Source organism: Pseudovibrio axinellae (genome assembly GCF_900110875.1).
In the GTDB taxonomy this organism is placed as follows: Bacteria; Pseudomonadota; Alphaproteobacteria; order Rhizobiales; family Stappiaceae; genus Pseudovibrio; species Pseudovibrio axinellae.
This window is the reverse complement of the sequence record NZ_FOFM01000002.1, coordinates 198,387-222,634: the sequence shown is the minus strand read 5'-3', so window position 1 is coordinate 222,634 and position 24,248 is coordinate 198,387. Positions and strand designations below refer to the sequence as shown.

Here is a 24,248-nt window from a genome sequence, read left to right as displayed (position 1 = left end):
CCCGAATCTGCAACACTCCAAATAATAACAGAAATTACAATTTTAAGTTTTGAGAATAGCTGATTGTCATAACAATGAGAATGGCAATGTGAGCCAAATCAGCTTCAACCCAACTGATTAAAGGCTTGCCCCTTACTCCTCCGAGTTTGCAGCTCTGCGTAGGATCATGTCGACCATGGAGGTTGGCAAAATGCGGCGTAATGTGCCCATGATATAGGTTGGAACGGTTACGTAATAACGGGCTTTTGCTTTGGGGGCTTCTATCGCGTGGATGAGTTTATTGACGACTGCGTCGGGTGGAAGTTTGAATTTTGTGGTGCCGCCTTTGGCGAGCATGGCAAGGCGGCGGTTGTAGCTTTCGCGGAAATGGGAGGCGTTTTTAGCGGGTTCGCCGATCTCTTCATAGAACATTTTGACGGCTGTTTTGGAGAACTGGGATTGAATCGGACCCGGTTCGATTAAGCTAACCTGTATGCCGGAGCCATGAAGCTCCAGTCGCAATGTGTCGGTGTAGCCTTCCAATGCAAATTTGGTGGCGTTGTAGGCTCCGCGATAATCCATGGCGACGAGGCCTAGGACGGAAGAGCATTGTACGATGCGGCCATGGCCTTGCTTGCGCATGGTTGGAATGACGCGCTGTGTTAGCTCGTGCCAGCCAAAGAAGTTGGCTTCAAACTGGCGGCGCAAAGCATCGACTGGCAGGTCCTCAATTGCACCGGGCAGGCCATACGCACCATTGTTATAAAGCGCATCAAGGCGGCCATTGGTGAGGGTTAGGACTGACTCAACTGCAGCGTGGATCGATTCGGAAGCGCAATAATCCAGATGAAAAGCAGTAAAGCCTTCGTTGCACAGGCGTTCTACATCCTCTGGCTTGCGGCAGGTTGGGAAAACCTGCCAGCCGCGATCTTTAAGAATGTGGGCTGCAGAATAACCAATACCGGTGGAACACCCGGTGATGAGGATGGAACGCTTGTCTGTCACGTGTGTTCCTAACCTGCTTCAGAACTGTATTACAGTGGGTTACCCATAAGAAGTTTTGGAGATGGACCGGCCATACCAGCAGCTTCTCCAATGAAAGACTTCTTTAGGAATGGCATGCGCTCAACAAGGCCAAGGCCGATGTCTCGTACTGCACGGACCGGGTCAATGTTGTTTGAGAACAAACGGTTAAGCACGTCGGTGGTCATGCCCATCTGCCATGTGTCGAAGCGACGCCAGCTCTGATAGCGCTCCAAAATGTGAGCTGCGCCAATATCGAGGCCAAGGCGGTGCGCATCCACCAGCACTTCTGAAAGGGCGGCAACATCTTTAAAGCCGAAATTGAGGCCCTGACCAGCGATTGGGTGAATACCGTGTGCCGCATCACCGGCAAGAGCGAAGCGGTTAGAGACGAAGGAACGCGCCAGAACGAGGTTGAGCGGGAAGGCCTGACGTGGGCCTGCGAGTTTAACCTCGCCAAGGTGATGACCGAAACGGCGTTCCAGCTCAATTTCAAAGGTGAACTCGTCGCCATTGACCAAACGGTTGGCTTCTGCCGTTTTTTCGGTCCATACGATGGAGGAGCGGTTGCCTTTAAGGGGCAGGATTGCAAATGGACCTGATGGCAGGAAATGTTCTTCTGCGCGGCCATTGTGCGGGCGCTCATGTGCAACGGTGGTGACGATGCCGCTCTGATTATAGCTCCAGCGATTGCAATGGATGCCAGCCAGATCGCGCAGTTTGGAACGCACACCATCAGCGGCAATCATAACGCGGGAGTGGATCGTTTTGCCTTCGCCAAGCGTGATTTGTACGCTGGCAGGTTCAACTGCAAAGTCTTTGACGCTGTCTGGCGCGAAGATGTGAACGCCTTCCTGCGTGGCAGCATCATGCAATGCGCCGACCATATGGTTGTTCTGAACCATATGGGCAAATGGTTCGCCTTCATCGACATCACCAGCAAACGTCAGGAACACAGGGCGGACGCTGTCGTGCAGCTTGCTGTCTGTGACGATCATCTCGTTGATGGGTTGGGCTTCTGCTTCCAGTTGGTGCCAGATGCCGAGTTGTTCCAGCATACGAACTGCACCTGCGGCGATGGCCGAGGAGCGTGGATCGTTTTCAATTGCTGAGCGAGGGCGCAGGTCCACCAATGCGATCTTCATGGAGGGTTCTGATTGCTTCAAAGCAAGTGCCAGCGTAAGTCCAACATAACCACCGCCACCAATGGCAACGTCATACAGATCCTTAGTAGCAGCCTGTTTCTTGCTCATAGAACTCTTTCCTGTAATCGCTCGGTTAGCCCAATTAACCGTTGACACTATCGATATAGCGCCACACTACTCACATGCAATCGAAATCACTACAAAAATAGGTTTGTCTGCTATGACGAAGGCTGTTGAAAATTTGCTGGACCTTTTGGATCTGGAAAAATTGGAAGAAAATCTCTTCCGAGGAACAAGCCCGCAAAGTGGTTGGCAGCGCGTTTTTGGAGGCCAGGTTGTCGGTCAGGCGCTTGTTGCGGCTTCGCGTACGGTTGGTGAGGAACGGCAGGCAAACTCCCTGCATGGCTACTTCTTGCGGCCGGGCGACCCGAAGATCCCGATCATCTACGAGGTCGACCGTATTCGTGACGGTGGCAGCTTTACGACACGTCGTGTTGTGGCGATCCAGCATGGTCATGCGATCTTTTCTATGTCCGCGTCTTTCCAGCGCGTGGAAAAGGGGTTGGAGCATCAGATCGAAATGCCGGATGTGCCGATGCCGGAAGACTTGATGCCGATCTCTGACATTTCCGAGGAGTTGATCGCCACAGCGCCAGAGCCTGTTCAAAAATACTGGAAGCGTGAGCGCCCGATTGAACTGCGTCCGCTGGATCTGGGGCAGTACTTTTCTCGCAAAAAGCAGGAGCCTGTGCAGCATGTCTGGGTGCGTGCCGCTGCAAAACTGCCGGATGATCCTCGTATTCACCAGTGTGTTCTGGCCTATGCTTCAGATATGACCTTGCTGGACACGGCTCTGTTCCCCCATGGCATCAATGTGTTTGTGCCAAACTTGCAGGTCGCAAGTCTGGATCACGCCATGTGGTTCCACAGTGATTTTCGCTGTGATGAATGGCTGCTCTATACGCAGGACAGCCCACGCTCTGCCGGAGGACGCGGATTTAGCCGTGGCAGCTTGTATACGCGTGACGGCGTTCTCGTCGCTTCTGCTGTGCAGGAAGGTTTGATGAGAATGAGAGAACGCCCGGTCCCGGGTAAGGGGTAAGATCAAAGATATTTCTTGGTGCAGGGGCTATTCTGAGATTGCAGCAATCTGTTTGTTTCTTTGATTTTCAAGATAACGGGGTGTGAGTATGTTTAAGCCCAATAGCGTTATTCTCTATGTCGACGACGTTGAGAAAAGCACTGAGTTTTATTCGGATGTTCTGCAAAGCGGTCCGATCGAGAGGTTTCAGGAATTTTCGCTGTTCTCTTTGGGAGAAGATGTCACTCTCGGGTTGCAATTTGCACAGGGCATTGATCCTAAGCCTGAACCATCCTTTGGAGGGTTTGAGCTGTCACTGAGCGATGTTAGCCGTGAAAAGGTCGATCAGGTTTTTACCGTTTGGAAAGAGAAGGGCATTTCAATACTCATGGAACCGGTTGATCTGGATTTTGGGTATACGTTTGTTGCTGTTGATCCAGATGGACATCGGCTGCGGGTGTGCGCAACGGATACAACAAATGTGAGTTAGAGCCTGCCCCAAGAATTTTGAGGTAGGCTCATCAGTTCTTTAATTGGCTTGGGCGGTCTGATCTTCTTTCTGTCCGGCCAGTGCTGCATTTACCAGCGTAAAGGCTTCAGGGGATGCCCAGTCCGCGGGGCCGAACATGGTGCCGATTTCGCAGCCGTCTTCGCCAATCATGATTGTGCTTGGCAGGCCCGGTGCCTTGCCCTTGGCACGTAGGTTGTTGAACGTGGCCATGGTGTGATCTGAGAAGTATGCGAGATCCGTCACGCCAATATCACTGAGGAATGTCAGCGGCTTTGGATTATTTTCACCGCGGTCCATATTCACAGCAATCACGTTAAATGCCTCGTCACCGGCTTCGCGCTGGAGCTTATCAAGGTGAGGCATTTCTTTGCGGCATGGGGCACACCAGGTGGCCCACAGGTTGAGCAGTTTGGTGCCCTTAAGATCTGACATTTTGATCAGATTGCCGTCGGCATCGTTGAATTTCAGTTGTGAGAGGTTCAAAGGCTTCTGTGAGGGCAGAAAAGACGCCATTTCGCCGGTGGTCAAACTCTTGAGATTTTTTGCTGTATTCATTGAAGAAGCGCAGGCGAGGGCTTGTGGTTCAGCGCTTTTTTGCTGATTAAGCGCCCATACGGCTCCACCTACGACGACAAATCCCGCGAATGCTACAATAAGCCCTTTTCCAAGGCTGAACTTTCCGGTAACTGTCAGTTTCTTCATATTAAACCCAAATCATAATGAGGCTAGACATGAGCAACCGCATGTGGGGGGGCCGTTTTGCGGAAGGGCCAGACGCAATCATGGAAGAGATCAACGCTTCCATCGATTTTGATCGAAAGCTCTACCGACAAGACATAGCCGGGTCCAAGGCTCATGTTAGCATGTTGGCGTCACAGGGCATCGTTAGCGCAGAAGATGCCGAAAAGATAGCTCAGGGTCTAGACACAATTTTGTCAGAGATCGAAGGCGGCACTTTCACCTTCTCTCGTGCGCTTGAAGACATTCACATGAATATCGAAGCGCGCTTGGCGGAATTGATCGGCCCGACGGCTGGCCGGCTTCATACGGGTCGCTCCCGAAATGACCAGGTAGCTACCGATTTCCGCTTATGGGTCCGCGATTCCCTTGACGATCTTGAGGCGCAGGTGACAGACCTGATGCAGGCGCTTTCCGAGAAGGCTGAGGAACATGCTGCGGTCGTGATGCCGGGCTTTACGCACCTTCAGTCTGCTCAGCCTGTGACATTTGGTCATCACCTGATGGCATATGTGGAAATGTTCTCCCGCGACCGCTCGCGCCTTCAAGATGCGCGTGTTCGGATGAACGAAAGCCCGCTTGGCTGTGCCGCTCTTGCTGGCACCTCTTTCCCGATTGATCGCGAAATGACGGCTGCCGCGCTTGGGTTCGACCGCCCAACAGCCAACTCTTTGGACGGAGTTTCTGACCGTGACTTTGCCATTGAAGCGTTAGCGGATGCGTCTATCTGTGCAATGCATTTGTCTCGTCTGGCTGAAGAGATTGTGATTTGGTGTTCTGCACAGTTCGGTTTCATCAAGCTTTCTGACAAGTTCTCGACCGGCTCTTCCATTATGCCGCAGAAAAAGAACCCGGATGCTGCTGAGCTTATTCGCGCGAAAACGGGCCGTATTTACGGTGCTTTGAACTCTCTTCTTGTGATGATGAAGGGTCTTCCGCTGACGTACTCGAAAGACATGCAGGAAGATAAAGAGCAGGCATTTGATGCGTTGCCGAACCTTTCGCTCGCTCTTGCTGCGATGACCGGTATGATGCGCGACCTTGAGCCAAACGTGAAAACGCTAAAGAAAGCTGCTGGTTCTGGTTACTCGACTGCGACCGATTTGGCGGACTGGTGTGTTCGTGTTGTTGGCATGCCTTTCCGTGATGCTCACCATGTAACTGGTGCACTTGTTAAGATAGCTGTCGACAAAGGGGTGGAGCTTCACCGCCTGACGCTTGAAGAGATGCAAAGTGTTGAGCCGAAAATAACAGATGACATCTACAGCGTTCTTTCCGTTGATAAATCTGTTCGCAGTCGTGTTTCATACGGCGGCACAAGCCCGGTGAATGTGCGCAAGCAATCTCGCCGTTGGCTTAAGCAGCTTGAACGAGAGCAGAAGACAGAAAAGTAATCCTGTTCTTCGGATGATCTTGCAGTCACTGGTGTTCCGGTGCAGAAATGATGCAGAGAACCGGCTTGGGCTTGACTGAGCCGGTCATTAGGTAGGATTTCTGGTTTGGGAAGACCATCCAAGTTGGAGCAGACAACAATGAGCTTGCAAGGCATGACAGTTATTACAAAAAGCCGTAGTTCCAAACTTCTGATTGGCCTCACAATTGTTGCGCTTGGTCTGAGTGTTTCGGCGTGTGGGCGTAAAGGCAGCTTGGAATCACCAAGTCAGGCTCAGGCGAGTGCAGATGGTGCAACGCCGCCCCTGAATGATGCTCCTGTTCCTCAGGTTCCAGGTGACAAGGATGAAAGCCTGTTTCTGGATCCATTGATTGGTGCGGATAGCAGCGATCCCGACTTCAATTTTTAAACTGGTTTGCTAAACCCGCGAGGGTAGGACCAGCGCAGAGGACTTACATTGCACCACTTCGAATTTAAGGATGGCGTGCTTCACGCTGAAGACGTTGCGCTGACTGACATCGCGGCGGACGTTGGTACACCATTTTACTGCTATTCCCGCGCAACATTTGAACGTCACTTCAAGGTTTTTGATGGTGCGTTTGATGGCATAGAGCACCTGACCTGTTATGCAATGAAGGCGAACTCCAATATCGCCATTTTGACAGTGCTGGCTAAGGTTGGCGCTGGTGCGGATGTTGTTTCTGAAGGGGAACTGCGCCGTGCGCTGAAAGCGGGTATTCCTGCAAACAAGGTTGTGTTCTCCGGCGTTGGCAAAACTCGTCAGGAAATGCGCTTTGCGCTGGATGCTGGCATCCTTTGTTTCAATGTGGAATCCGAACCAGAACTGAGGCGTCTTTCTGCGGTCGCCACAGAGATGGGCAAGGTTGCACCGATCTCTTTGCGCATCAACCCAGATGTGGATGCAAAGACCCACGCCAAGATCTCTACCGGTTTGGCTGCAAATAAGTTTGGCATTGCCTGGGACCATGCGCGCGCTGCTTACAAAGAAGCTTCGCAACTGCCGGGCCTGAAAGTGACCGGTATGGACATGCATATTGGGTCTCAGATCACTGAGCTTGGGCCATTCGATGATGCACTGGAACGCCTTGGTGTGTTGATTGGGCTGCTCAAGGAAGATGGTATCGAGATCGAACACCTTGATGTGGGCGGTGGTCTTGGCATTCCTTACGGCGGCGGCATTGAAGCGCCTTTGCCAACAGAGTACGCAAAGATTGTTCGTAAGCATATCGAGCGTCTTGGTGTGAAGCTTATCACCGAACCTGGACGCCTGATCGCCGGAAATGCGGGTATTCTCGTTACCGAAACGATCTACCGTAAAGAAGGCGAAGCGAAGAATTTCGTCATTGTTGATGCAGCAATGAACGATCTGATCCGCCCAACGCTTTATGAAGCACACCATGATATTGGTGCAGTGAGTGAAGAGCGACAAAACGGTGAAACTATGCTCGCTGATGTTGTTGGTCCGGTTTGTGAAACTGGCGACTACCTTGCTCGTGACCGCGAAATGCCGAAGTTTGAAGAAGGCGACCTGCTGGCTGTCTACTCTGCCGGCGCTTATGGCGCGACGCAGTCTGGTACGTACAATACACGCCTGCTGGTGCCAGAGGTTTTGGTTGATGGCGATAAGTTTGCCATTATTCGTCAGCGCCAGAGCTATGATGAATTGCTCAACCAGGACGTTGTGCCTAACTGGGTTGAAAAGGCTTAACCTTATATAGAAGCCCCTAAGGTTTGCCAGATTGTCGATAGACGTTAATCGCCGTATGCTAAAAAGAAAAAAGGCAGGCGGCGATTAGCGAGGCCTAAGTGACGCATCAGAAAGAGAATAGCGCTAACAACACCCCTGAGAATGTCATTGCTTCAGCAAATGATTTGCGAGGGCATGATGGGCACTGCGGCGAAAATGCCGAGACTATCGCTTTCTGGAAATACCTGTTTTCTCAAAAACTCCCCCACAGATTGAAGAGGCTGGCTTTTGAAGCTCGGCTGTATTTGTTTTGGGAGCGGTTCTGGCCCGTTGCGCAGATTCCATTGATTATTTCCTGCTTTTATGTGGCCCTGAGCTTTCTTGGGGTTTGGCAGCTGCTTGGTTTTTATCTCTCAGCTTTCGGTTCTATTGCCTTGCTTGCCGGGTTCATGTGGAGCTGCTATCCGCTGTTAAACCTGAAACTTCCTGATGAAGCGGAGGGGTTGCGCAAAGTTGAGATTGCAAGCGACTTACTACACAGGCCCTTGCTCTCCTACAACGATGAGCAGGCAACAGGCACAGACGATGAAGCAGCCCTTGCTCTTTGGGCTGTGCACCAAAAGCGTTTACGCGAGCGACTGAAAAACCTGCGAGTAGGCGGCGTAAACCCTCGCGGTTTTACAAAGGACCCTTACGGGCTACGAGTTCTTGCCGTTATGTTGCTCGTGGTTGGATATTCCATTTCGGATGCGAACCGATGGTCGAATCTTCTCCTACCTTTCCAGTCTCAAAGTGTTGGAACTGTCATATCTGCAAGAATTGATGCCTGGATAACGCCGCCTCCCTACACTGGAGAGGCTCCGGTGTTCTTGAGCGGAGATGCAAATCAACTTCGTGACGTGGATGACGCGCTTTCCATTGCGAGTGGAAGTGAGGTGCTAGTGCGGGCACAGGGAACCAGTGATTTCTCGGTTGTCTACTTCTCTGCCCGCGGGCAGGAGTTTGTGGAGCCGGAACGGGAGCAAACAAGAGCTGGTGAAACCTCAGAGGAGCTGAAGAGCACTGAATGGCGGTTTCCGCTGAATGCGAGTGGACGTTTACAGATCTTGCAAGATGGGTCGCCGCAATATTCCTGGAAGATTGCCATTCGCCCGGACTTACCGCCCCGTATTCGCTTGTTTGACGACCCGGAGGAGCAACTTTCTGGCAGCCTTAAGCTGACTTATCTGGTTCAAGATGACTACCGCGTGGTTTCTGCCGAAGCAATCATGGAAAAAGTGCAGCGTGGCGATGCAAATGATGAGCCGGGCCGGTCTCTGGTTGAGGCGCCCCGATTTAACCTGAGCTTGCCGCCCAAAGATGCGAGCATGTCTGTGGGGCAGACCTATCAAGACCTGACAGCGCATCCGTGGGCTGGGTCTGAGGTTGCTCTTGTGCTTGTGGCCCGGGATGAGGCCGAGCAGGAAGGGCGCTCGCAGCCCGTGTATATCAAGCTGCCTGAGAGACGGTTCAACAAGCCTTTAGCGCGTGCAGTGGTTGAGCAACGGCGTAAACTTGCGATGAACGTGGAGAGTTACCCTCAGGTTGTTGATGCGCTGGATATGGTGATGATTGCACCAGAGCGTTTCATCAACGATGCAGGCTCTTATTTGCCGCTGCGGTTTGCGTATAGTGAGCTTGTTGCCGCCAACACAGATGAACAACTCACCACCATGTTGGATGTGCTTTGGAATGTGGCGCTCACCATTGAGGATGGCGGGCTTTCTGCAGCCGAGAGAGCTTTGCGAGAGGCACAGGAAGCCTTGCGACGCGCTTTGGAGCAGGGCGCTTCTGAGCAGGAAATCGCTGAATTGATGAGTGATTTGCGCAAGGCACTGGATAATTACTTGAAGTCGATGGCGCAACAAATGAAGGACAATCCGCAGCAGCTTGGCCAAATGCCGATGAATGAAAATGCTCAGCAGATTACGCCTCGTGATTTGGATGACATGCTGCGCCGTATGGAAGAACTCGCCAAAACCGGTTCTTTGGAAGCTGCCCGCGAGCTGTTGGCGCAAATGCAGCAGATGCTGGAGAACATGCAAAATGCGCAGCAACAACCAACGCCAAGTGAACAGCAACGACAGATGCTGCAAGCTTTAGAAGGCCTGGGCGACATGATCGAAAAGCAGCGCAATTTGATGGATGAGACGCATAAGTTTGATCCTGATGGCCAAAATCCGCGCGCAAACAGACCAAATGGGAAGCGGAGCCCGGCTGATCAGATGAGTGACGAGGAGGCTGAGCAAGCTTTCCGCCAACTTCAAAGGCAGCAACGAAACCTTTCTGACGAACTGCAAAAACTGCTCGATAGCATGGCGAATAACGGGGCCAAGCCAAGCAAAGACCTCGACAGTGCTGGAAACTCCATGGAAGAAGCAGGCGAGGCGCTTGGGGCACAACAAGCGGACGAGGCGGTTTCTGAACAGAGCCAGGCGCTGGAGTCTTTGCGCAAAGGGGCGCAGTCGCTTGCTGAGCAGCTGGCAGGCCAAAACGGCGGGCGAGGGCAGTCTGCCAACGCGCCGCTCAATGAAGACCCGCTGGGTCGGATGCGCCGTGTTGAGGGGCCTGAGTTTGGCAGTCAGGTGAAGGTTCCCGACGAGATAGAGGTTCAGCGGGCGCGGCGCATCCTTGAAGAACTCCGCCGCCGCCTTTCTGATCCCGAGCGGCCACAGCTGGAGCTGGAATATTTAGAGCGGCTGATGAAGCGCTATTGAGTTGGCTACGCTTCGGTGAGCTCGCCTTTAGTGGAGGCTGCGCCTCCTGCAAAATCGCTTTTTCTTTGAATTTGGGTTTGCGACCGATGAGGATCAGGGCGACACCTAAGCCAATGGTTGTTGCGACTGTGATTTCACCCGTGCCTGCAGGTTCGTGCAAAACCACTGCTCCAATTCCCAGTGTGGCAATTGGAATGAGGGCTGGAAGCGTTGCGCCCATCACCGGCCCCAAAAGTTCGGCAGAGCGATTGAAGGAATACACCGCGACGACGCTGACCAATACGCCCTGAAACCCCAGCTGTAAGAGGATGTCCCGCGCGGATGCAGTGGAGATTTGCTTGGGTAGAGCGATAATGTAGAGCGGGAGGTAAAAAAGCGCAGACCCAACAGCAACGATAGCGGTTGCGTGGAGTGCCAGGATTTTGGCTTTGCGGACGGTTAGTCCATAAAGTGCCCATAGGCTGCCCGTCAGGACGAAAAGAGCAGGGCCGATTGGAAGACCACTTTCCTCATGCCTTATCGTAAAAAGCACGCCCATGAGGATAAGCCCAATCCCGAGGAGCTGTGCCCGACCTATCCTCGTCTTAAAGGCTTGCGGTGCCAGAAAGACTGTGATGACGGCCATGAAGCCGGGGTTTATTGCGCCCCCAGCGGTGGCTGATGCGGTGGTTAAGGCGAAGGATATTAACAAAATATAGGGTGCGCCAAAGCAGGTGACTATCAAAACGATGCCCCGCAGCTTCAGCCTGTCATACGCAAAGCCATGCTTGAGTATGACAGGTATAAGAAGCATTGCCGCTGTGCCAAAGCGCAGTGCGGTGAGGTCGTAAGCATTCAAGCTCGTTGTCACCCCAAGCCGCATCAGGACCAGAGATCCGGCCCATATAAGGACGGCGGTGAGTGCCCAAAAGGTACCTTGAATGTAGTTGTTGTGGTGAGTGGTCATCCGGCTCTCCCTGTCTCGTGGGAGTATAGGCTTTGACCCAGGTTTAGAAAAACGGTAGGTTCCGAACTTATGGATCAGGTATTCTCAACATTGGAGCAGAATTTGGTGCGGGCAAGCCGGACGCTCAATCTGGATGCCCTGCGGACTTTCGTTGCGATTTGTGAAACTGGCACGTTCCGGCGCGCTGCGACCCGCGTGCACCGGTCTCCATCTGCTGTAAGTCTTCAGATTACGAAATTGGAAGAGCTGCTTAACGCTAAGCTGATGTCCAGAGACGCTCGTCATGTTCGTTTGACTGAAGACGGCGAGATCCTGCTAAGCTTTGCGCGTAAAATGTTAGGGCTCAACGATGAGGTTATCGCGGCCTTTAAAGGCTCTGCGCTTACTGGTCACTTGCGTTTGGCGGCACCGCATGATCTTGGTGTTTCGCTGGTTCCCGGTCTTTTGCGAGGGCTATCAGAAACCCACCCGGGTATCATTGTCGATGTTCGCTTAGATACCAGTCATGCCGTGCAAAGTTTGCTTGATGCCGGAGAGGCCAATCTTGCGCTTTTCAATGAAGCAACTGAACCCGATTTTCAAGTTCATCGGTTGTATTCTGAGCCGCTTATGTGGCTGATGAGGAAGGGTGGGCGTGCCGTTGAACGCGAACCGTTGCCGCTGGCGATCTCCGAAGTTGGCTGTGCATGGCGAGAGGCAGCTTTATCGGCGCTGCAAACTGCAGAGCGTGACTATCGGATTGCCTATTCCAGCGATACTTCGATGGGGCAGGTTGCGGCATTGCGAGGGGATCTGGCCATTGCAGCGTTGCCGAGATCGCTTGTTAGTCAGGAGTTGGTCGAAGTGCCAGCAGACTATGGCCTTCCTGCGTTGCCCGAGACGAATGTCTATCTGGCCGATGATGGAAGCCAAACAGCGAAGGCTTTTGTTTCAATAGTGCTGGCGTCTGCATTTCAAATTAAAGAGCTGGTCTGATTTCATTGACGTTTTTGAGGCGCTAAGAACGCGTGTTTTTGAGGGGTTTGTGTCAATGCAAAACGCGATCGCTCAGGGAGTGATCGCGTTCAAAATTCTTGGAAGTGTTCCGGGCTGTTATGCGACGGCGGTTTGTTCTGAGCTTTCATCAGCAAGGGCAACTGAAACTGCCTTGCGGATTTCAACCAATGAAAATGGTTTCGTCAGAACGTCTTTCACGCATTTGCCGACTTCTTCAGAGCGTTCACGCTGATCAGCATAACCAGTCATCAGAAGGATCGGCAGGCCGGGGTAACGTTGGCTACTTTGCATTGCAAGTTCGATCCCGTCCATTTCCGGCATTCTAATGTCGGAGAGAAGAAGGTCGAACTTACCTTGCTGTTGCAGCAAAACAAGAGCGGCTTCGGCGCCATCTTCCACAGCGGTTACTTTGTGCCCGTCCAGCTCCAATGCGCGTTTTACAAAGGCGCGGACTGCATCATCGTCTTCCGTCAGGAGTATGTGAGCCATTTTAGCCCCCCTCGTTAGTCGTCACCTTCCTGCGGCACATAGCCGATGAAAGGTAACTGTCTCCATGCATGCCCCATGTCCATACCGTAACCGACAACGAATTTATCAGGACAATTGAAGCCCGTGTAATCCGATTTAACGTCAGCTTTCCTGTGGTTCGGTTTGTCCAGAAGTGCAGCGATCCGGACAGACTTGGCTCCACGTGCGGCGATCATGTCGCGTGCAAACTTTAGAGTGCGGCCAGATTCGAGAATGTCATCTACCAAAATGACGTCTCTTCCAGACACATCGCTTTCGACATCGCGGAGTACTTTGATCTCTCCAGACGATACCGTTCCACTTCCATAACTCGAAAGGTGTAAAAATTCCATTTCCGGAGCGGAACCTGCTTTATGCAATGCACGGGCAAGGTCGGCTGCAAAAATAAAACTTCCTTTCAGCACTGCTATAACAAGTAGGTTGTGAGGATTGTCCTGCGCGATAGCAGTTGCAATGGCGTCTACACGCGTCGCAATTGCTTCTTCATCAAACAGCACGCGGATTTCCGGATTACCGGTCATCTAATGCTCGCTCTTTTTTTCTGGCGCTCTATAAAGCGCAATTGAATGTCGGCGGCTCGCTCTGGTGGATTGTCGAGCCGAGTTCTGAACCGTGTTCTGTCTCCTGGTGCAAGCCGCTCTTGTTGCGGTTCCACAATCCAGGAATGTATCTCTTGTGTGTCTTGAGAGCGCAGCGCCAGCTTGATGGCTGGAATATACGTCTCACTTCCAGTGATGTTTTCTACAGCCCCTTCTACAACGAGTATTAGGGAACCATCGTCAACCTCACGGAAGGTTCTCAGATCTTTAAAAACAAGACCACGCAGATTTACGGTCATACCAGCCAACTGGTAAAGACCAGCCAAATCGGGGAAGGCTCTTACTAATGATTCACGATATTGCACAGCTGTAAAACAGAGTGCGAGTGACATAGTAAGAAGACTTGCTCCCAGCAGGCCTTTCGCGCTTATAGCACCTGATTTGCGCGCTGACTTGGTTTTTTTTCCAGTTCGTGCCCTAGGCTTTTGTGGGGTGCCCTCAGATTGGTTTTTTTCCTTTGAGGGTTCCTCATCTGCACTGGTCGAATCCTGCGGAGTTTCATTGGGCTCATCGCCAGGACCAGAGGATTGTGGGCCAGTTGGCTTATCCTTAGAACTGATTGAATCTGAAGACACTTCTTTAGAGCCGATGCCAAGGTCGTCATCAGAAAAGGCGACATGGCGAGAGGCTCGTTTATTTGCTCCAGCTAAGGCACTTTCGTCAAAGCCTTGAGAGAAAAACGGCTCTGCGCGTTCGTTAATTGGTGTTGAATTGTTGTGTACTTCGGTATTTCCATTGAGCTCGATAGCCCACTCGTCTTCTACCTTGGACGCAACCTGCCAAATGTGATTGCAGCTTGCGCACTTCACCTTGCGACCGGTTTCGCCAACTTTATCGGCGGGAATTTTATAGGCAGTATTACATTGTGGGCAGATAATTTTCATCGAGTGCGATCCAAAAGAAGTTTGCCGTCAAATAACCTCAGGTAAACTGCTTTAATCCTTCATTTTCGCGTGTTTCTAGCTTAAAAAACCAAAGGTTCTTTTTAAAAATACGCCTCAGAGCCACCAAATATGCACAATACGCACAAGTAGCCAAAACCTAAGGCTTTGACCAGCCTAAATGCAGGGGTTTCATGTCAGATTAAGTCCCTGAAATTGAGTTTCCCAAAGCTATGAGGGCATTTATTTTCTTAATGAAGTGTTAATTTGTTATTTGGATGTCTAAAGGAACAGGCTCGCATAAATTTGCCGGGGTAAGTGTCGAACTAAATTGAACACGAGATGATTATTTTTTAGAGTAATTTGAACGAGTTTGGCCTCATTCTGCTGATAGGGCAAAACCATACGTCTGCTAGGGGAATTTTCGGTGATACGCTTTGAGAATGTGGGGCTTCGGTATGGAATGGGCCCTGAAGTCCTTCGGGATTTGACCTTTTCCATTGAGCCGCAGTCTTTTCAGTTTCTCACTGGCCCTTCGGGCGCGGGGAAAACGAGTCTTTTGCGTTTGTTGTTTCTCTCTATGCGCCCCACACGTGGACTGATCTCAGTTTTTGGTAAAGATACCACCAAGTTAGCGAAGGCAGAGTTGCCTTCTATGCGCCGCCGAATTGGCGTTGTTTTTCAAGATTTTCGTTTGCTGGACCATTTAACGACTTACGAAAACGTTGCCTTACCGCACCGTGTCGCAGGGAAATCTGAATCCGAATATCGTCCAGATGTAATCGATTTGTTGAAGTGGGTCGGGCTTGGCGACCGCATGCATGTGTTGCCGCCGGTTCTATCAGGGGGCGAAAAGCAGCGCGCAGCCATCGCGCGCGCTTTGATTACGCGGCCTGAGGTGCTGTTGGCAGATGAGCCAACGGGTAACGTTGACCCTCCTCTTGCACGCCGGCTGTTACGACTCTTTATTGAGTTGAACAGGCTTGGAACTTCCGTGGTCATCGCAACGCACGATTTTCATTTGCTAGAGCAGATTGAAGCTCGACATCTTATTCTCAACGACGGGCGGCTGGCTGTTCATGTCTGATACTCAGCAAAGAAGAGATCCGCCCATGACCGGCGCAAAGCGTGCGACAGTTAAGGCGAGAAGGCCGGATGGGGCCAGAGCGGCGACGCCTAAGAAGAAGGCAAAGCGCCCGGTCAAAAAAGCTACGCGCCCGAAATCTTCTAATCTGAGATTTAGCCTTAGAGAAAAAACAGCTCCAATTGTTCCACCTCAAGCTATTTCGGGACAAGCTTTGATGCTTGTTGTGGCGATCATGAGCTTCCTTGCCTGCCTGACCGTGGGTTTCGTTGCAATTGTCAATGACGCAGCCAATGACTGGACCAACGATCTTGTACGTGAGGTGACGGTGCAGATCCGACCAGCAGATGGCGTCAATATGCTGCTTGAGATTGACCGTACTCTTGCGTTGGTGCGCGAGTTCCCTGGAGTTGGGGATGCGCGTGCGCTTTCTGATGAGGAAACCAAAGGCCTGCTTCAGCCCTGGCTGGGTGAGGGGTTGGAGCTGGAAGAGCTTCCGATTCCGCGTTTGGTGCTGGTGGAGATCAGTGACCCTGAATTGCTGGATCTACCGGCAATGAAAAACCAGATTGAGCAGGATATTCGCGCGGCATCGGTTGATGACCACCGGGTTTGGAACCGCCAGCTTTCAGCAATGGCAAATACGGCCGTGCTGGCTGGTTTCGGTATATTGGTGCTTGTTCTGTTTTCTATGGTGCTCTCAGTTATTTTCGCAACGCAAGCTGCTATGTCCGGCAACAAGGATGTTGTTGAGGTGTTGCATTTCGTTGGCGCGGAGATTGGTTTTATTGCTTCTGAGTTTCAGCGACACTTTTTGTGGCTGGGCCTAAAAGGTGGTATCTTTGGTGGAATGATGGCTGCACTCAGCTTTCTGATCATCGGCTTTTTTGGGGGCGGCGATATTAGCTCAGTCAGTGGTAATCAGGTGCAGGCGCTGTTTGGCTCCGCGCAGGTGAGTGCAATCGGGTATCTTGGTATTGTTGCTGTTGTGGTGCTGGTCGCCGTGTTGACTGCACTCACATCTCGTCTGGCTGTCCACAGACATTTGGGAAATATGGATTAAGGTCCGAATTCTTCCTATTTTTGCCAATTCTGATATGTAGTCAGGAAAATTCTTGTTCAAGTTTGTGGCTATAACTGTAGTAGCCGTATCAGGGAGCATTCATTGAATACGCGCGATTCAGCGGCAAATATAAGAAAATCCGGGGAGCAAGGTCCGGCTGCAATCGGTTCTGAGAAACGTTCTGGTTGGCCTTGGTTTGTCGGCGGAGCCGTTCGCTTTTTTCTCCTCATTTGCTGTGTGTGCGCGATTTCTTTTATCGGCGGGTTCTTGTGGTTTGTGGAAGTGTTGCAGCCTGCCGTGCAAACTGTTGTTCCCAAACATGCAGACGGTATTGTTGTGCTGACAGGTGGTCGCGACCGGATTTCGCAAAGTCTGGACCTTCTGGAGACTGGGAGCGCGAAGCGGCTTCTTATCTCCGGTGTACACCCGTCAACCAGTGCAAAACAGATCGCTCGCATGAACTCCAAGCGGATGTGGTTGTTTGATTGCTGTGTTGATTTGGACAGAAAAGCACAGAATACGATCGGAAACGCTGAGGAAACAGCGAGCTGGGTTCGAGAAAATCAATTTAATTCACTTTTGGTTGTGACTAGCGCTTATCATATGCCTAGAGCCTTGGCGGAATTGCAGGTTCGCCTACCAAATGCGAGCCTTTATCCGAGCCCTGTCTACCACAGAGAGCTGGATTTAGAGCGGTGGTATGAAAGTTCTTCGATAACAAAGCTTCTCCTACGCGAATATGTGAAGTATATCCTCGTTCGACTGCGGGTTGAGCTGGATGTCGTGTTTCCTGTAAACCGACTCTCTTAGATTCGCGAAGTAAGTTCTAAATTGGCATTGGCTTGGGCCACTCGAATATGTTTGTGAAGGTACTATGATCGTTCTGCGTTCCATCCTCTTCAACGTTCTTTTTTACCTCAGCACTTTGATTATTATGCTGGCGTGCCTGTTTCTCTTTCTGTTGCCAACAAAGTGGTGCTGGTGGCTTCTCTCATTTTGGAGCCGTACCGAGAAATTTCTGTTGCATTGGGTTGCGGGCTTGAAGTCTGAAGTTAGGGGCCTGGAGAATATCCCTGATACGGGCTGTATCATCGTATCCAAACACCAGTCCGCATGGGAAACCTTTGCACTGGCAGAATACTGTCACCAGCCGACATATATTCTTAAAAAGGAGCTGCGCTGGGTTCCTTTCTTTGGCTGGTACCTCATGAAGTTTCGTCAGATTCCTGTCGATCGGGGTAGGAAGAGTAAAGCGCTCACGGAGATGTCCCGTAAAGCAGCTGAGGCGATTGCCGAGGGGCGCAATATCATCATCTACCCAGAGGGCACGCGCCGTCCAGCTGGAGCTGAGCCGCAATACAAGTATGGTATTGTGCACCTGTACAAGACACTGAATTGTCCGGTGGTGCCAGTCGCGATCAACTCTGGTGTTTATTGGCCGCGGCGTCGTTTCTTCCGTTTTCCAGGTACGGCGACAGCAGAGTTCCTTGAGCCAATTCAGCCGGGTTTGCCGCCGGAGGAATTCTTCAAGTTGCTCCAAGGTCGGATTGAAACGGCATCTGATCGCTTGCTTGATGAGGCTGAAAAAGCCACGCCAGATAACATAATCATCAAAGAAGCCCGTGCACTACAGGCAGAAAATAAGAAAAAATAAAGATTTTGCGTGGAAATCAGTTGTTTAGAGGAAAGAAAGCCGCCTTTGCCTTAAAGGAGGCTTCTTTTTTGACAATGCTCTGGGTCAACTTGTAATATGTTCACAGTTTGTTCTATAAAGTACTATGGGAAGTAGCAGGAGAGAACAGGAGAGTGCGTTGCAGTACTCGTTGTTTGATGATCACTTGCCAGGTGGCACGTCCGCGCGCGTGTCAGAAGAGCTAGGGTCTGGTAGTCAGTTCAAGTACTGGTCTGGTACATCCGGGCACAGGTATCTCTTCACCCGGATTTCTCCGGAGGAGACGGCTGACTATGCAGAAAATCTGGTTCTGATTAAGGATGGGAAGAGTGAAGCCGTGATTTGGCTCGGGTATATGGGTATGCCGAATGAGAAGAACCCAATGCCTGTGATCAAGTCGTCACACGAGGCTTACGTCCACCTTCTGGCTGCCGACTCTGTAGAGAGAGATCATGCTCATAACGATCTGCGCACGGGGATTTTTTCATATATCAAACCAGAGGACGAGTAGGTCGCGCTTGATCTTATAAAGCAAGCCGTCGTGCCAACCATTCTACGTTTTGATCTTTGATCCCCATTTCCTTCATGTGGGCGTGCGTGTTGAGTACATACTCAGGATTTGCGCCAGACCGCCCCACGGCTCCCTTTACAATCTGCAATTGTTTGTCTAGCGGTAACGCACCTGCATATTGCTCGTGCTTTTGGTCTGCAACGAAGGTGACAGCCCTGACTTTGGTGCCTTCGTCATCAAGCAGGCGAACGCGACGGTGTGCTTCTAGATAAACCATTGTTTGCTGCTCACGCTCGCGAAGGTACTCAAGTGTGGCTTGCCAGTTTTGTGGGGCGATCCTGAAAGCCCTGCCGATACATGCGCCACCTTTATCCAGCCCAAATACCAGACCAGGGTTCTCTTGCGTCCCGCGGTGAACCCAAGAATAAACGCAGAGCGAGCGATGCACGCCATGTAAGATTGCTGGAATAGCTTGCTCAAACGTAAAGCCGGGGCGCCAAATTAGCGAGCCGTAGCCAAATATCCATAAATCTCGCATAGCTATTTTCTCGTAGAATTCTAAGATACACACGACCTAACAGGCTCGTAATCAGCATGCAACTCACAAGCAATGTGTGAGGGTAACGGAGAGTAGATGACTGAACCAAAAGTATCCCGGCCCCCTAGAAAGTCGGCGTATTTCGTTTTAGCGATCCTTGTCGCCTTGATCATTGGCGGGTGGTCTGCCTATTGGGCAGTTGGGCGCGGCGTTGTTTCTGACGTGATCCGCAACGGCGTGATGGTTGCAGAAGCTGACGGTGGAAGTCTTGAATGTGGGGATCAAACGCTCGGTGGGTACCCGTTCCGGTTTGAGCTGACCTGTACTCCATTTCGAATGGATAAGAATGGGGAGTGGTACTTTATCAAGGAGTTACGCGGTATTGCGCTGGCGTATAATCCAAACCACCTGATTTTTGAGGCCATCAGCCCAGCTGAAGCAAACTTTGGTCAAAAGGGTCCTGCTTACTCTGCAAATTGGAAAACTGCTCAGGCGAGTGTCCTTGCGCAAGATGGCAAACCTGGGAAAATTGATGCTGTTTTCAAGGAACCAAAGCTGGCTTATACGGTCGGCGACCAATCTGTTAAGCTCGATGCTAATCTAACCGAGCTGCATCTGCGTCGCCTTGAAGGGGATAAGAATGCGCTTGAGGCAGCCTTGCTGGTTCAAGGCCTGATAGCAGAAAATGCCACTGGTGCAGTCCCGCTCGATATCAACCTACTCGTGCAGTTGCCAGCAGGCGCGCAGCTTCTTGATGGTAAGGTGAGCAACATTGCTGATTTGATGGTTGATGAAGAGCTAAAGGTCAATGTCTCAAGCGCGCAACTCAAAAGTGGTGAGTTTTCGATCCAAACCGGTGGTGATTTGGTGATTGACCGGGAGGGCCGTTTGAATGGGACACTGCCGCTGGTGATTACCGGCATTCATCAGCTTGAGGATGCGCTGAAGCCACTGTTTCCTCATGGCTCAAAGACGCTTGAAGCGCTGCAGAAGACGGCAATGAGCATTGGCAAGGGAAGTGCTGAAAATGGGGTCCCGACGCTGAGGCTGCCCGTTACAATCGAAAATGGTCGTGCTCGCATCGCGTTCTTTGATCTTGGACCTGTGCCAAAGCTGATCCTAAAAGAAAACGGCTCCTAAGAGCCGCTTTCAAAGACTGAACTTTATGCAAGTGCCAGGCGGTCAATCGGCACGATGAGACTGTCTTTATCGCCTGGTTCTGCCAGGTTCTCAAACAAGCTGTTATCGACTTTGTTTTTGTTTGGCACCAACCAACGGACGTGAACCCAGTCACGGTCCTGGCCAATTTTAGAGAGCTCTTCCACCAGTGTGCGGCCAATGCCTTTATGGCGCTGCTCTGGAACGACGTAGATATCGTCCAGCTGGCCAATTCTCAGGCCCGAAACCAGGTCTGGAATATCGAAGAAAGCGGCGAAGCCAACCAGAGTTTCGGCTTCAAATGCGCCAATAAGTTCGATTGATTTGTCGTCAATCAAGCGCTCGGCGAAAACTTCGTCAGGGCGGCGTGGCGCCCCACGCTTCAGAGCCTGCGCGTTCTGCGCAATGAGAGGGGCCAAGTTTGGCGCATCAGCAGGATTCAAGGCTCTATAAGAAAGATCAGCCATTCTACCTCTTCCCGTTCCGTCGTTAGATTTTGAATTATAAAGTGACCCCAAAAATCTTCCAAAATCAAGGGACGATAGTCTGATGGAACATCGAATTGTGTGGGAGGTTTAGCCAATGGGATTTCTTTCCGCGTTGTATTGTCGCGATCCTCATTTGATCATGGGAAATGAGCCTCTATTCCCTTCGTGTTCTTGTTGCTCGAGCGCTTAAATCAAAGTGAGGTTTCTGCAAGGAGGGCATTTATTCTTCTTGTTTGCGGTTACTGCAGCCAAAGGCTTACTGTTTGGGCAATCAAATTAGGAAATTAGCTCGAATGGTGGGTAGTTAAGCAGAATAGGGCGCTCTAAACTCCTCTTGTTTTGCAATGCAACAGGAAGCGTCATGTCTAGCTCAGAGCAAGTTTTCACCATCAGACCGCGCCGGAGTGCGCTTTATATGCCCGGTTCAAATGCGCGGGCATTGGAAAAGGCCAAAGGGCTGGATGTGGATGTCTTGCTTTTAGACCTTGAGGACGCTGTTGCACCAGATGCAAAAGAGATGGCGCGCGAACAGGTTTGTGAGGCTGTTGCAAATGGTGGGTACGGGCACCGGGAACTTGTCATCCGCATCAATGGATTGAAGACCCCCTGGGGGAATGATGACTTGAAAGCAGCGGTTGCTGCGAAACCAAACGCGGTTCTTTTGCCTAAAGTTGAGAGCCTTGCCGATATTAAATCAGTAGCGAACTACATGGCCCAGCAGGGCACGCCTGATGATGTTCGCATCTGGGCGATGCTGGAAACGCCAGGGGCAATCTTGAACGCCTCTGAAATCGCAGAGGCAGCACAGGACCCGGACAATCGCTTGGATGTCTTTATTGTGGGCACGAATGACTTGAGCAAGGAAAGCGGTGCGCAAATCTTACCGGGCCGTGCTGTGTTGATGCCATGGCTCATGACCTTCCTCGCGCTCGCCCGTGTTGGTGGTGCTGATATTTTGGACGGTGTGTACAATAACTTCTCTGATCTGGAAGGTTTTACCGCGGAGTGTGATCAGGGCGCTGAGATGGGTATGAATGGCAAAACGCTTATTCATCCAAAGCAGCTACAACCTTGCAACACAGCGTTTTCTCCAAGTGAAGCAGAGGTTGAGTGGGCCAAGAAGATGATTGCTGCTTTTGAGCTGCCTGAAAATGCCGGAAAAGGCGCAGTTCAGGTCGAAGGCAAGATGGTAGAGCGTTTGCATGCAGAGATTGGCAAGAAAACAGTCGCTGTTGCTGAGGCAATTACACGAGACGCCAACGCATAATTGTGATCGCGAACAGGTGGTCTGGCTCTAGCCTATTTCGTGTTTGGCTGATAGTTTCCGCCAACTCAACGAATAACCAAGGAAGAAGCAATGCGCCTTTACCGCCTCATCACTGAACCGGATTCTGCTAAGTTTTGTCACCGTGTGACTGAAGCTTTGAATAAGGGCTGGGAACTTCAGGGTTCTCCAACCATGACTTACGATGCAACCAAAGGCGTTACCATGTGTGGTCAGGCTGTGGTTAAGCATGTTGATGGTGAGACGTACACGCCAGAGACTAAGCTTGGTGCTTGGTAAGAACTCGATGGCGGGAGCATTCCCGCCATTTCACCAGGACGGTTGCTTGGTACTGAGTATCGCGTCCAGCACGCCCTCATAGATGGCCCGAATGCGGTCATGATGATCAGGTGAGGCTTGCCAGAAGTTCGTCAGGCCCGGCCCTGCATTGAGCTCCAAGACATTTGCTGCCCCTTCATTTAGCGATAAATCTTCACATAGAATGTCCACGCCTGCGTATTGTAAGCCGCAGGCCTGTGCTGCTTTAATGGCAAGGTCTTTAAAGTGGGGCGAGGCATGGTCTGTAACATCAATTGCTGTACCGCCCGTTGAGAGGTTTGCGTTGGAAAGAAGTGGCAGTATTTGGCCGTTGGGCACTATGGAATTAAGCTGGTATCCGGCGTCTTGAATGGCTTTTAGGAGGCGTGGATCGCCCCGTTCTATTTTGTGTCCGCCGCTGCGTGTTGTCAGCATTTGCAGTTTTTCAGCAAGTAGCCTCAAAATTGTGTCAGAGCCATTTCCCTGAATTGAAAGAGGTTGGCGTTCTATCGCTGCCAGAACTTTCCCATCCAACACAATCACTCTGTAATCGTTGCCCGTGACAGCTTGTTGAATAAGCATGCGTTCATGGTGCTCTAACGCTTGTGCGAGGTGCTCTTGCAGCGCCGCAGGGGTGTTGATTTTATGCACGTCAATGCCCTGCGTTCCCTCATTTGGTTTGATGAAGAGTGGGTAACCGAACTGCTCTGCTAGGGACTGTGCTTTGGCAAGTGAGTTGAGCCTGTCAGCAACGTGAGGGCTGGCTGTGCTGAGCTGCCTGATTGCTCTGTCTGAGTGAATGAGCTGGAATTGCGGAGTAGGGAGGCCAGCATCATGCAGCAGGCGACCACAAAACTCTTTGTCTCTTGCAGCTTCACCAGCAGCATAGCTGTTTAACGCAAACGCACCGCCCTTGATGGGAAAGCGGATGCCTTTGGCTGTTTCGATGTAGCCGAAATAGAAGAACTCGCTGTCCAGCGCGAGCTTCACTTTCTTCTTCTGGCACAGTTGGGCAAGTAAGCGAGGGGCCAGTGGAAGGTTCGGCTGGTCGGGTGAAACAGGTGCAAAAAGCATTTCAGGTCTCTAGATCATAAAAAAGGAGCGCCGAAGCACTCCTCTCTCTTACAGTATATTTCGTCTTAAAGCGTCGCCCAACGGATGCAGGCAAGCTTATTTGTTGCCGCGCTTTTGTCGAGCGTTCGCGATGTAGTCGATCTTAAATAGATCTGGGTTGGTCTTGCCATTTTCAACCACATCGTAAATCGCAACAGAGGTATCGTAGCCTTGTGCGTCGCGGACAGTCCATTGCTTCAGTTTAAAATTTCTAGCGTCGAAGATCAGCGTCAGACGGCCAGACGTGAAGCGGGTTTTATCATCAATGGTAATTGTGATGAGGTCTGGCTCGACAACCACATTGCTGACGTTTGTGTCTTTTCTCAAGTCAATTTTGTCGGAGAGCAAGAAGCGCAGAGGGGTTTGAGATAGCGGCCAGATGTCCTGCGTTTGAAGCTTGCGATCCTTCACTGAAACCATTTTACCATCGGAGATAATGTCCAACGTGGATGGTTTTTTGTAATAGAAACGCACTTTACCTGGACGGCTGATGAAGAATTGTCCCTCAACGCGCCCTCCAGTTGGGCCAAACTGAACGAACTTGCCATGCATGTTACGCACAGAGTTGAAGTATCGGCTTACAGAGTCGATGGCCTGAACGTTTGACAGCGCAACCTGTTGCGGTTTTTCTGTCGGTTGAGCGACGGAGTTTTCCGCAGTTAGTGGTGCTGACCCTATGCAAAGTGCCGCTGCAAGTGCGAGGCTCTTGCCAATCCTACGAAAAAAGATCGCTTGAAATGCAATCATAAATAAAA

25 protein-coding genes and 1 pseudogene are annotated in these 24,248 nt (G+C 51.3%); 15 read left to right on the top strand and 11 right to left on the bottom strand.

The genetic code is table 11. From position 1 onward, the window contains the following. Nucleotides 1-132: 132 nt before the first annotated feature. Nucleotides 133-984, bottom strand: coding sequence for an SDR family oxidoreductase (locus tag BMZ51_RS05970; RefSeq protein WP_068004702.1), 852 nt, complete (start codon nt 982-984; stop codon nt 133-135). Between the two features lie 29 nt (nt 985-1,013). Next, a complete protein-coding gene (locus tag BMZ51_RS05965; protein WP_068004704.1) occupies nt 1,014-2,255 on the bottom strand; it encodes a ubiquinone biosynthesis hydroxylase in 1,242 nt (413 codons plus the stop codon). Between the two features lie 112 nt (nt 2,256-2,367). On the opposite strand from BMZ51_RS05965, the gene tesB reads away from it, so the two are divergent. Further along, nucleotides 2,368-3,249, top strand: coding sequence for an acyl-CoA thioesterase II (tesB, locus tag BMZ51_RS05960; RefSeq protein WP_068004706.1), 882 nt, complete (start codon nt 2,368-2,370; stop codon nt 3,247-3,249). Nucleotides 3,250-3,337: 88 nt separating this feature from the next. Continuing rightward, nucleotides 3,338-3,718, top strand: a complete 381-nt coding sequence (locus BMZ51_RS05955) for a VOC family protein (RefSeq protein WP_068004707.1) — start codon at nt 3,338-3,340, stop codon at nt 3,716-3,718. A gap of 39 nt (nt 3,719-3,757) precedes the next feature. Here BMZ51_RS05955 and tlpA read toward each other — a convergent pair whose 3' ends face one another. Beyond that, nucleotides 3,758-4,441, bottom strand: coding sequence for a thiol:disulfide interchange protein TlpA (gene tlpA / locus BMZ51_RS05950; RefSeq protein WP_068004709.1), 684 nt, complete (start codon nt 4,439-4,441; stop codon nt 3,758-3,760). 29 nt (nt 4,442-4,470) lie between these two features. Here tlpA and argH point away from each other — a divergent pair, with 29 nt between their 5' ends. From argH to BMZ51_RS24485, 4 genes are all read left to right on the top strand, one after another. Further along, the gene (gene argH, locus BMZ51_RS05945) at nt 4,471-5,871 is read left to right on the top strand and encodes an argininosuccinate lyase (protein WP_068004711.1); all 1,401 of its coding nucleotides are present in this window, start codon (nt 4,471-4,473) and stop codon (nt 5,869-5,871) included. Nucleotides 5,872-6,024: 153 nt separating this feature from the next. Continuing rightward, a complete protein-coding gene (gene lptM, locus BMZ51_RS05940) occupies nt 6,025-6,279 on the top strand; it encodes an LPS translocon maturation chaperone LptM (protein WP_208979325.1) in 255 nt (84 codons plus the stop codon). Between the two features lie 48 nt (nt 6,280-6,327). Next, nucleotides 6,328-7,599: a diaminopimelate decarboxylase gene (lysA, locus tag BMZ51_RS05935; RefSeq protein ID WP_068004713.1), complete on the top strand. Its 1,272-nt coding sequence runs from the start codon at nt 6,328-6,330 to the stop codon at nt 7,597-7,599. A gap of 98 nt (nt 7,600-7,697) precedes the next feature. Next, nucleotides 7,698-10,334 carry a TIGR02302 family protein gene (locus tag BMZ51_RS24485; RefSeq protein WP_068004714.1) on the top strand — a complete coding sequence of 879 codons (2,637 nt, stop codon included), beginning with the start codon at nt 7,698-7,700 and terminating at the stop codon, nt 10,332-10,334. A gap of 100 nt (nt 10,335-10,434) precedes the next feature. Here BMZ51_RS24485 and BMZ51_RS24480 read toward each other — a convergent pair. Continuing rightward, a pseudogene (locus tag BMZ51_RS24480) lies at nt 10,435-11,280 on the bottom strand (DMT family transporter); the annotation flags it as partial. 69 nt (nt 11,281-11,349) lie between these two features. Here BMZ51_RS24480 and BMZ51_RS05920 point away from each other — a divergent pair. Then, the gene (locus BMZ51_RS05920) at nt 11,350-12,255 is read left to right on the top strand and encodes a LysR family transcriptional regulator (RefSeq protein ID WP_068004715.1); all 906 of its coding nucleotides are present in this window, start codon (nt 11,350-11,352) and stop codon (nt 12,253-12,255) included. 117 nt (nt 12,256-12,372) lie between these two features. Here the strand turns inward: BMZ51_RS05920 and BMZ51_RS05915 are convergent, their stop codons facing one another. From BMZ51_RS05915 to BMZ51_RS05905, 3 genes are read right to left on the bottom strand one after another with little or no spacing between them, the layout of a single operon-like run. Beyond that, nucleotides 12,373-12,765, bottom strand: a complete 393-nt coding sequence (locus BMZ51_RS05915) for a response regulator (RefSeq protein ID WP_068004716.1) — start codon at nt 12,763-12,765, stop codon at nt 12,373-12,375. 14 nt (nt 12,766-12,779) lie between these two features. Beyond that, on the bottom strand, nt 12,780-13,325 hold the full coding sequence (gene hpt, locus BMZ51_RS05910) for a hypoxanthine phosphoribosyltransferase (protein WP_068004717.1): 546 nt from the start codon (nt 13,323-13,325) through the stop codon (nt 12,780-12,782). Then, the gene (locus tag BMZ51_RS05905; RefSeq protein WP_068004718.1) at nt 13,322-14,287 is read right to left on the bottom strand and encodes a zinc-ribbon domain-containing protein; all 966 of its coding nucleotides are present in this window, start codon (nt 14,285-14,287) and stop codon (nt 13,322-13,324) included. Before BMZ51_RS05905 ends, hpt begins: the two co-directional genes overlap by 4 nt. A gap of 424 nt (nt 14,288-14,711) precedes the next feature. Between BMZ51_RS05905 and ftsE the strand changes: the two genes are divergently transcribed. The 5 genes from ftsE to BMZ51_RS05880 all read left to right on the top strand — a co-directional run bounded on the left by ftsE (nt 14,712) and on the right by BMZ51_RS05880 (nt 18,614). After that, on the top strand, nt 14,712-15,371 hold the full coding sequence (gene ftsE / locus BMZ51_RS05900; protein WP_068004719.1) for a cell division ATP-binding protein FtsE: 660 nt from the start codon (nt 14,712-14,714) through the stop codon (nt 15,369-15,371). Nucleotides 15,372-15,396: 25 nt separating this feature from the next. Then, nucleotides 15,397-16,431, top strand: a complete 1,035-nt coding sequence (locus tag BMZ51_RS05895) for a cell division protein FtsX (RefSeq protein ID WP_068004720.1) — start codon at nt 15,397-15,399, stop codon at nt 16,429-16,431. 102 nt (nt 16,432-16,533) lie between these two features. Further along, nucleotides 16,534-17,241 (top strand): YdcF family protein, encoded by a 708-nt coding sequence (locus tag BMZ51_RS05890; protein ID WP_208979324.1) that lies wholly within the window; start codon nt 16,534-16,536, stop codon nt 17,239-17,241. A 64-nt stretch (nt 17,242-17,305) separates the two neighbouring features. Beyond that, a complete protein-coding gene (locus BMZ51_RS05885; protein WP_068004722.1) occupies nt 17,306-18,085 on the top strand; it encodes a lysophospholipid acyltransferase family protein in 780 nt (259 codons plus the stop codon). Between the two features lie 157 nt (nt 18,086-18,242). Further along, the gene (locus tag BMZ51_RS05880) at nt 18,243-18,614 is read left to right on the top strand and encodes a hypothetical protein (protein WP_208979323.1); all 372 of its coding nucleotides are present in this window, start codon (nt 18,243-18,245) and stop codon (nt 18,612-18,614) included. Between the two features lie 13 nt (nt 18,615-18,627). On the opposite strand, the gene BMZ51_RS05875 is transcribed toward BMZ51_RS05880, so the two are convergent. Next, complete coding sequence (locus BMZ51_RS05875) at nt 18,628-19,152, bottom strand: gamma-glutamylcyclotransferase (RefSeq protein WP_074881866.1); 525 nt, start codon at nt 19,150-19,152, stop codon at nt 18,628-18,630. A gap of 96 nt (nt 19,153-19,248) precedes the next feature. Here BMZ51_RS05875 and BMZ51_RS05870 point away from each other — a divergent pair, with 96 nt between their 5' ends. After that, nucleotides 19,249-20,292, top strand: coding sequence for a DUF2125 domain-containing protein (locus BMZ51_RS05870; RefSeq protein WP_068004723.1), 1,044 nt, complete (start codon nt 19,249-19,251; stop codon nt 20,290-20,292). A gap of 23 nt (nt 20,293-20,315) precedes the next feature. Here BMZ51_RS05870 and BMZ51_RS05865 read toward each other — a convergent pair whose 3' ends face one another. Then, nucleotides 20,316-20,777 carry a GNAT family N-acetyltransferase gene (locus BMZ51_RS05865; protein WP_068004724.1) on the bottom strand — a complete coding sequence of 154 codons (462 nt, stop codon included), beginning with the start codon at nt 20,775-20,777 and terminating at the stop codon, nt 20,316-20,318. 382 nt (nt 20,778-21,159) lie between these two features. Between BMZ51_RS05865 and BMZ51_RS05860 the strand changes: the two genes are divergently transcribed. Both BMZ51_RS05860 and BMZ51_RS05855 read left to right on the top strand, forming a co-directional pair. Next, nucleotides 21,160-22,065 (top strand): HpcH/HpaI aldolase/citrate lyase family protein, encoded by a 906-nt coding sequence (locus BMZ51_RS05860; RefSeq protein ID WP_068004725.1) that lies wholly within the window; start codon nt 21,160-21,162, stop codon nt 22,063-22,065. A gap of 90 nt (nt 22,066-22,155) precedes the next feature. After that, the gene (locus tag BMZ51_RS05855) at nt 22,156-22,362 is read left to right on the top strand and encodes a DUF1737 domain-containing protein (protein ID WP_068004726.1); all 207 of its coding nucleotides are present in this window, start codon (nt 22,156-22,158) and stop codon (nt 22,360-22,362) included. A 30-nt stretch (nt 22,363-22,392) separates the two neighbouring features. On the opposite strand, the gene BMZ51_RS05850 is transcribed toward BMZ51_RS05855, so the two are convergent. Next, complete coding sequence (locus BMZ51_RS05850) at nt 22,393-23,454, bottom strand: cyanophycin synthetase (RefSeq protein ID WP_068004727.1); 1,062 nt, start codon at nt 23,452-23,454, stop codon at nt 22,393-22,395. A gap of 96 nt (nt 23,455-23,550) precedes the next feature. Then, a complete protein-coding gene (locus BMZ51_RS05845; protein ID WP_068004728.1) occupies nt 23,551-24,240 on the bottom strand; it encodes an outer-membrane lipoprotein carrier protein LolA in 690 nt (229 codons plus the stop codon). Between the last annotated feature and the right edge of the window lie 8 nt (nt 24,241-24,248).

What these genes read in the sequence shown, in the direction of transcription:
- BMZ51_RS05965 (WP_068004704.1), bottom strand. Translation starts at nt 2,255, where the DNA reads ATGAGCAAGAAACAGGCTGCTACTAAGGATCTGTATGACGTTGCCATT.
- tesB (WP_068004706.1), top strand. Translation starts at nt 2,368, where the DNA reads ATGACGAAGGCTGTTGAAAATTTGCTGGACCTTTTGGATCTGGAAAAA.
- BMZ51_RS05955 (WP_068004707.1), top strand. Translation starts at nt 3,338, where the DNA reads ATGTTTAAGCCCAATAGCGTTATTCTCTATGTCGACGACGTTGAGAAA.
- tlpA (WP_068004709.1), bottom strand. Translation starts at nt 4,441, where the DNA reads ATGAAGAAACTGACAGTTACCGGAAAGTTCAGCCTTGGAAAAGGGCTT.
- argH (WP_068004711.1), top strand. Translation starts at nt 4,471, where the DNA reads ATGAGCAACCGCATGTGGGGGGGCCGTTTTGCGGAAGGGCCAGACGCA.
- lptM (WP_208979325.1), top strand. Translation starts at nt 6,025, where the DNA reads ATGACAGTTATTACAAAAAGCCGTAGTTCCAAACTTCTGATTGGCCTC.
- BMZ51_RS05920 (WP_068004715.1), top strand. Translation starts at nt 11,350, where the DNA reads ATGGATCAGGTATTCTCAACATTGGAGCAGAATTTGGTGCGGGCAAGC.
- BMZ51_RS05915 (WP_068004716.1), bottom strand. Translation starts at nt 12,765, where the DNA reads ATGGCTCACATACTCCTGACGGAAGACGATGATGCAGTCCGCGCCTTT.
- hpt (WP_068004717.1), bottom strand. Translation starts at nt 13,325, where the DNA reads ATGACCGGTAATCCGGAAATCCGCGTGCTGTTTGATGAAGAAGCAATT.
- BMZ51_RS05905 (WP_068004718.1), bottom strand. Translation starts at nt 14,287, where the DNA reads ATGAAAATTATCTGCCCACAATGTAATACTGCCTATAAAATTCCCGCC.
- BMZ51_RS05895 (WP_068004720.1), top strand. Translation starts at nt 15,397, where the DNA reads ATGACCGGCGCAAAGCGTGCGACAGTTAAGGCGAGAAGGCCGGATGGG.
- BMZ51_RS05885 (WP_068004722.1), top strand. Translation starts at nt 17,306, where the DNA reads ATGATCGTTCTGCGTTCCATCCTCTTCAACGTTCTTTTTTACCTCAGC.
- BMZ51_RS05875 (WP_074881866.1), bottom strand. Translation starts at nt 19,152, where the DNA reads ATGCGAGATTTATGGATATTTGGCTACGGCTCGCTAATTTGGCGCCCC.
- BMZ51_RS05870 (WP_068004723.1), top strand. Translation starts at nt 19,249, where the DNA reads ATGACTGAACCAAAAGTATCCCGGCCCCCTAGAAAGTCGGCGTATTTC.
- BMZ51_RS05865 (WP_068004724.1), bottom strand. Translation starts at nt 20,777, where the DNA reads ATGGCTGATCTTTCTTATAGAGCCTTGAATCCTGCTGATGCGCCAAAC.
- BMZ51_RS05860 (WP_068004725.1), top strand. Translation starts at nt 21,160, where the DNA reads ATGTCTAGCTCAGAGCAAGTTTTCACCATCAGACCGCGCCGGAGTGCG.
- BMZ51_RS05855 (WP_068004726.1), top strand. Translation starts at nt 22,156, where the DNA reads ATGCGCCTTTACCGCCTCATCACTGAACCGGATTCTGCTAAGTTTTGT.
- BMZ51_RS05850 (WP_068004727.1), bottom strand. Translation starts at nt 23,454, where the DNA reads ATGCTTTTTGCACCTGTTTCACCCGACCAGCCGAACCTTCCACTGGCC.
- BMZ51_RS05845 (WP_068004728.1), bottom strand. Translation starts at nt 24,240, where the DNA reads ATGATTGCATTTCAAGCGATCTTTTTTCGTAGGATTGGCAAGAGCCTC.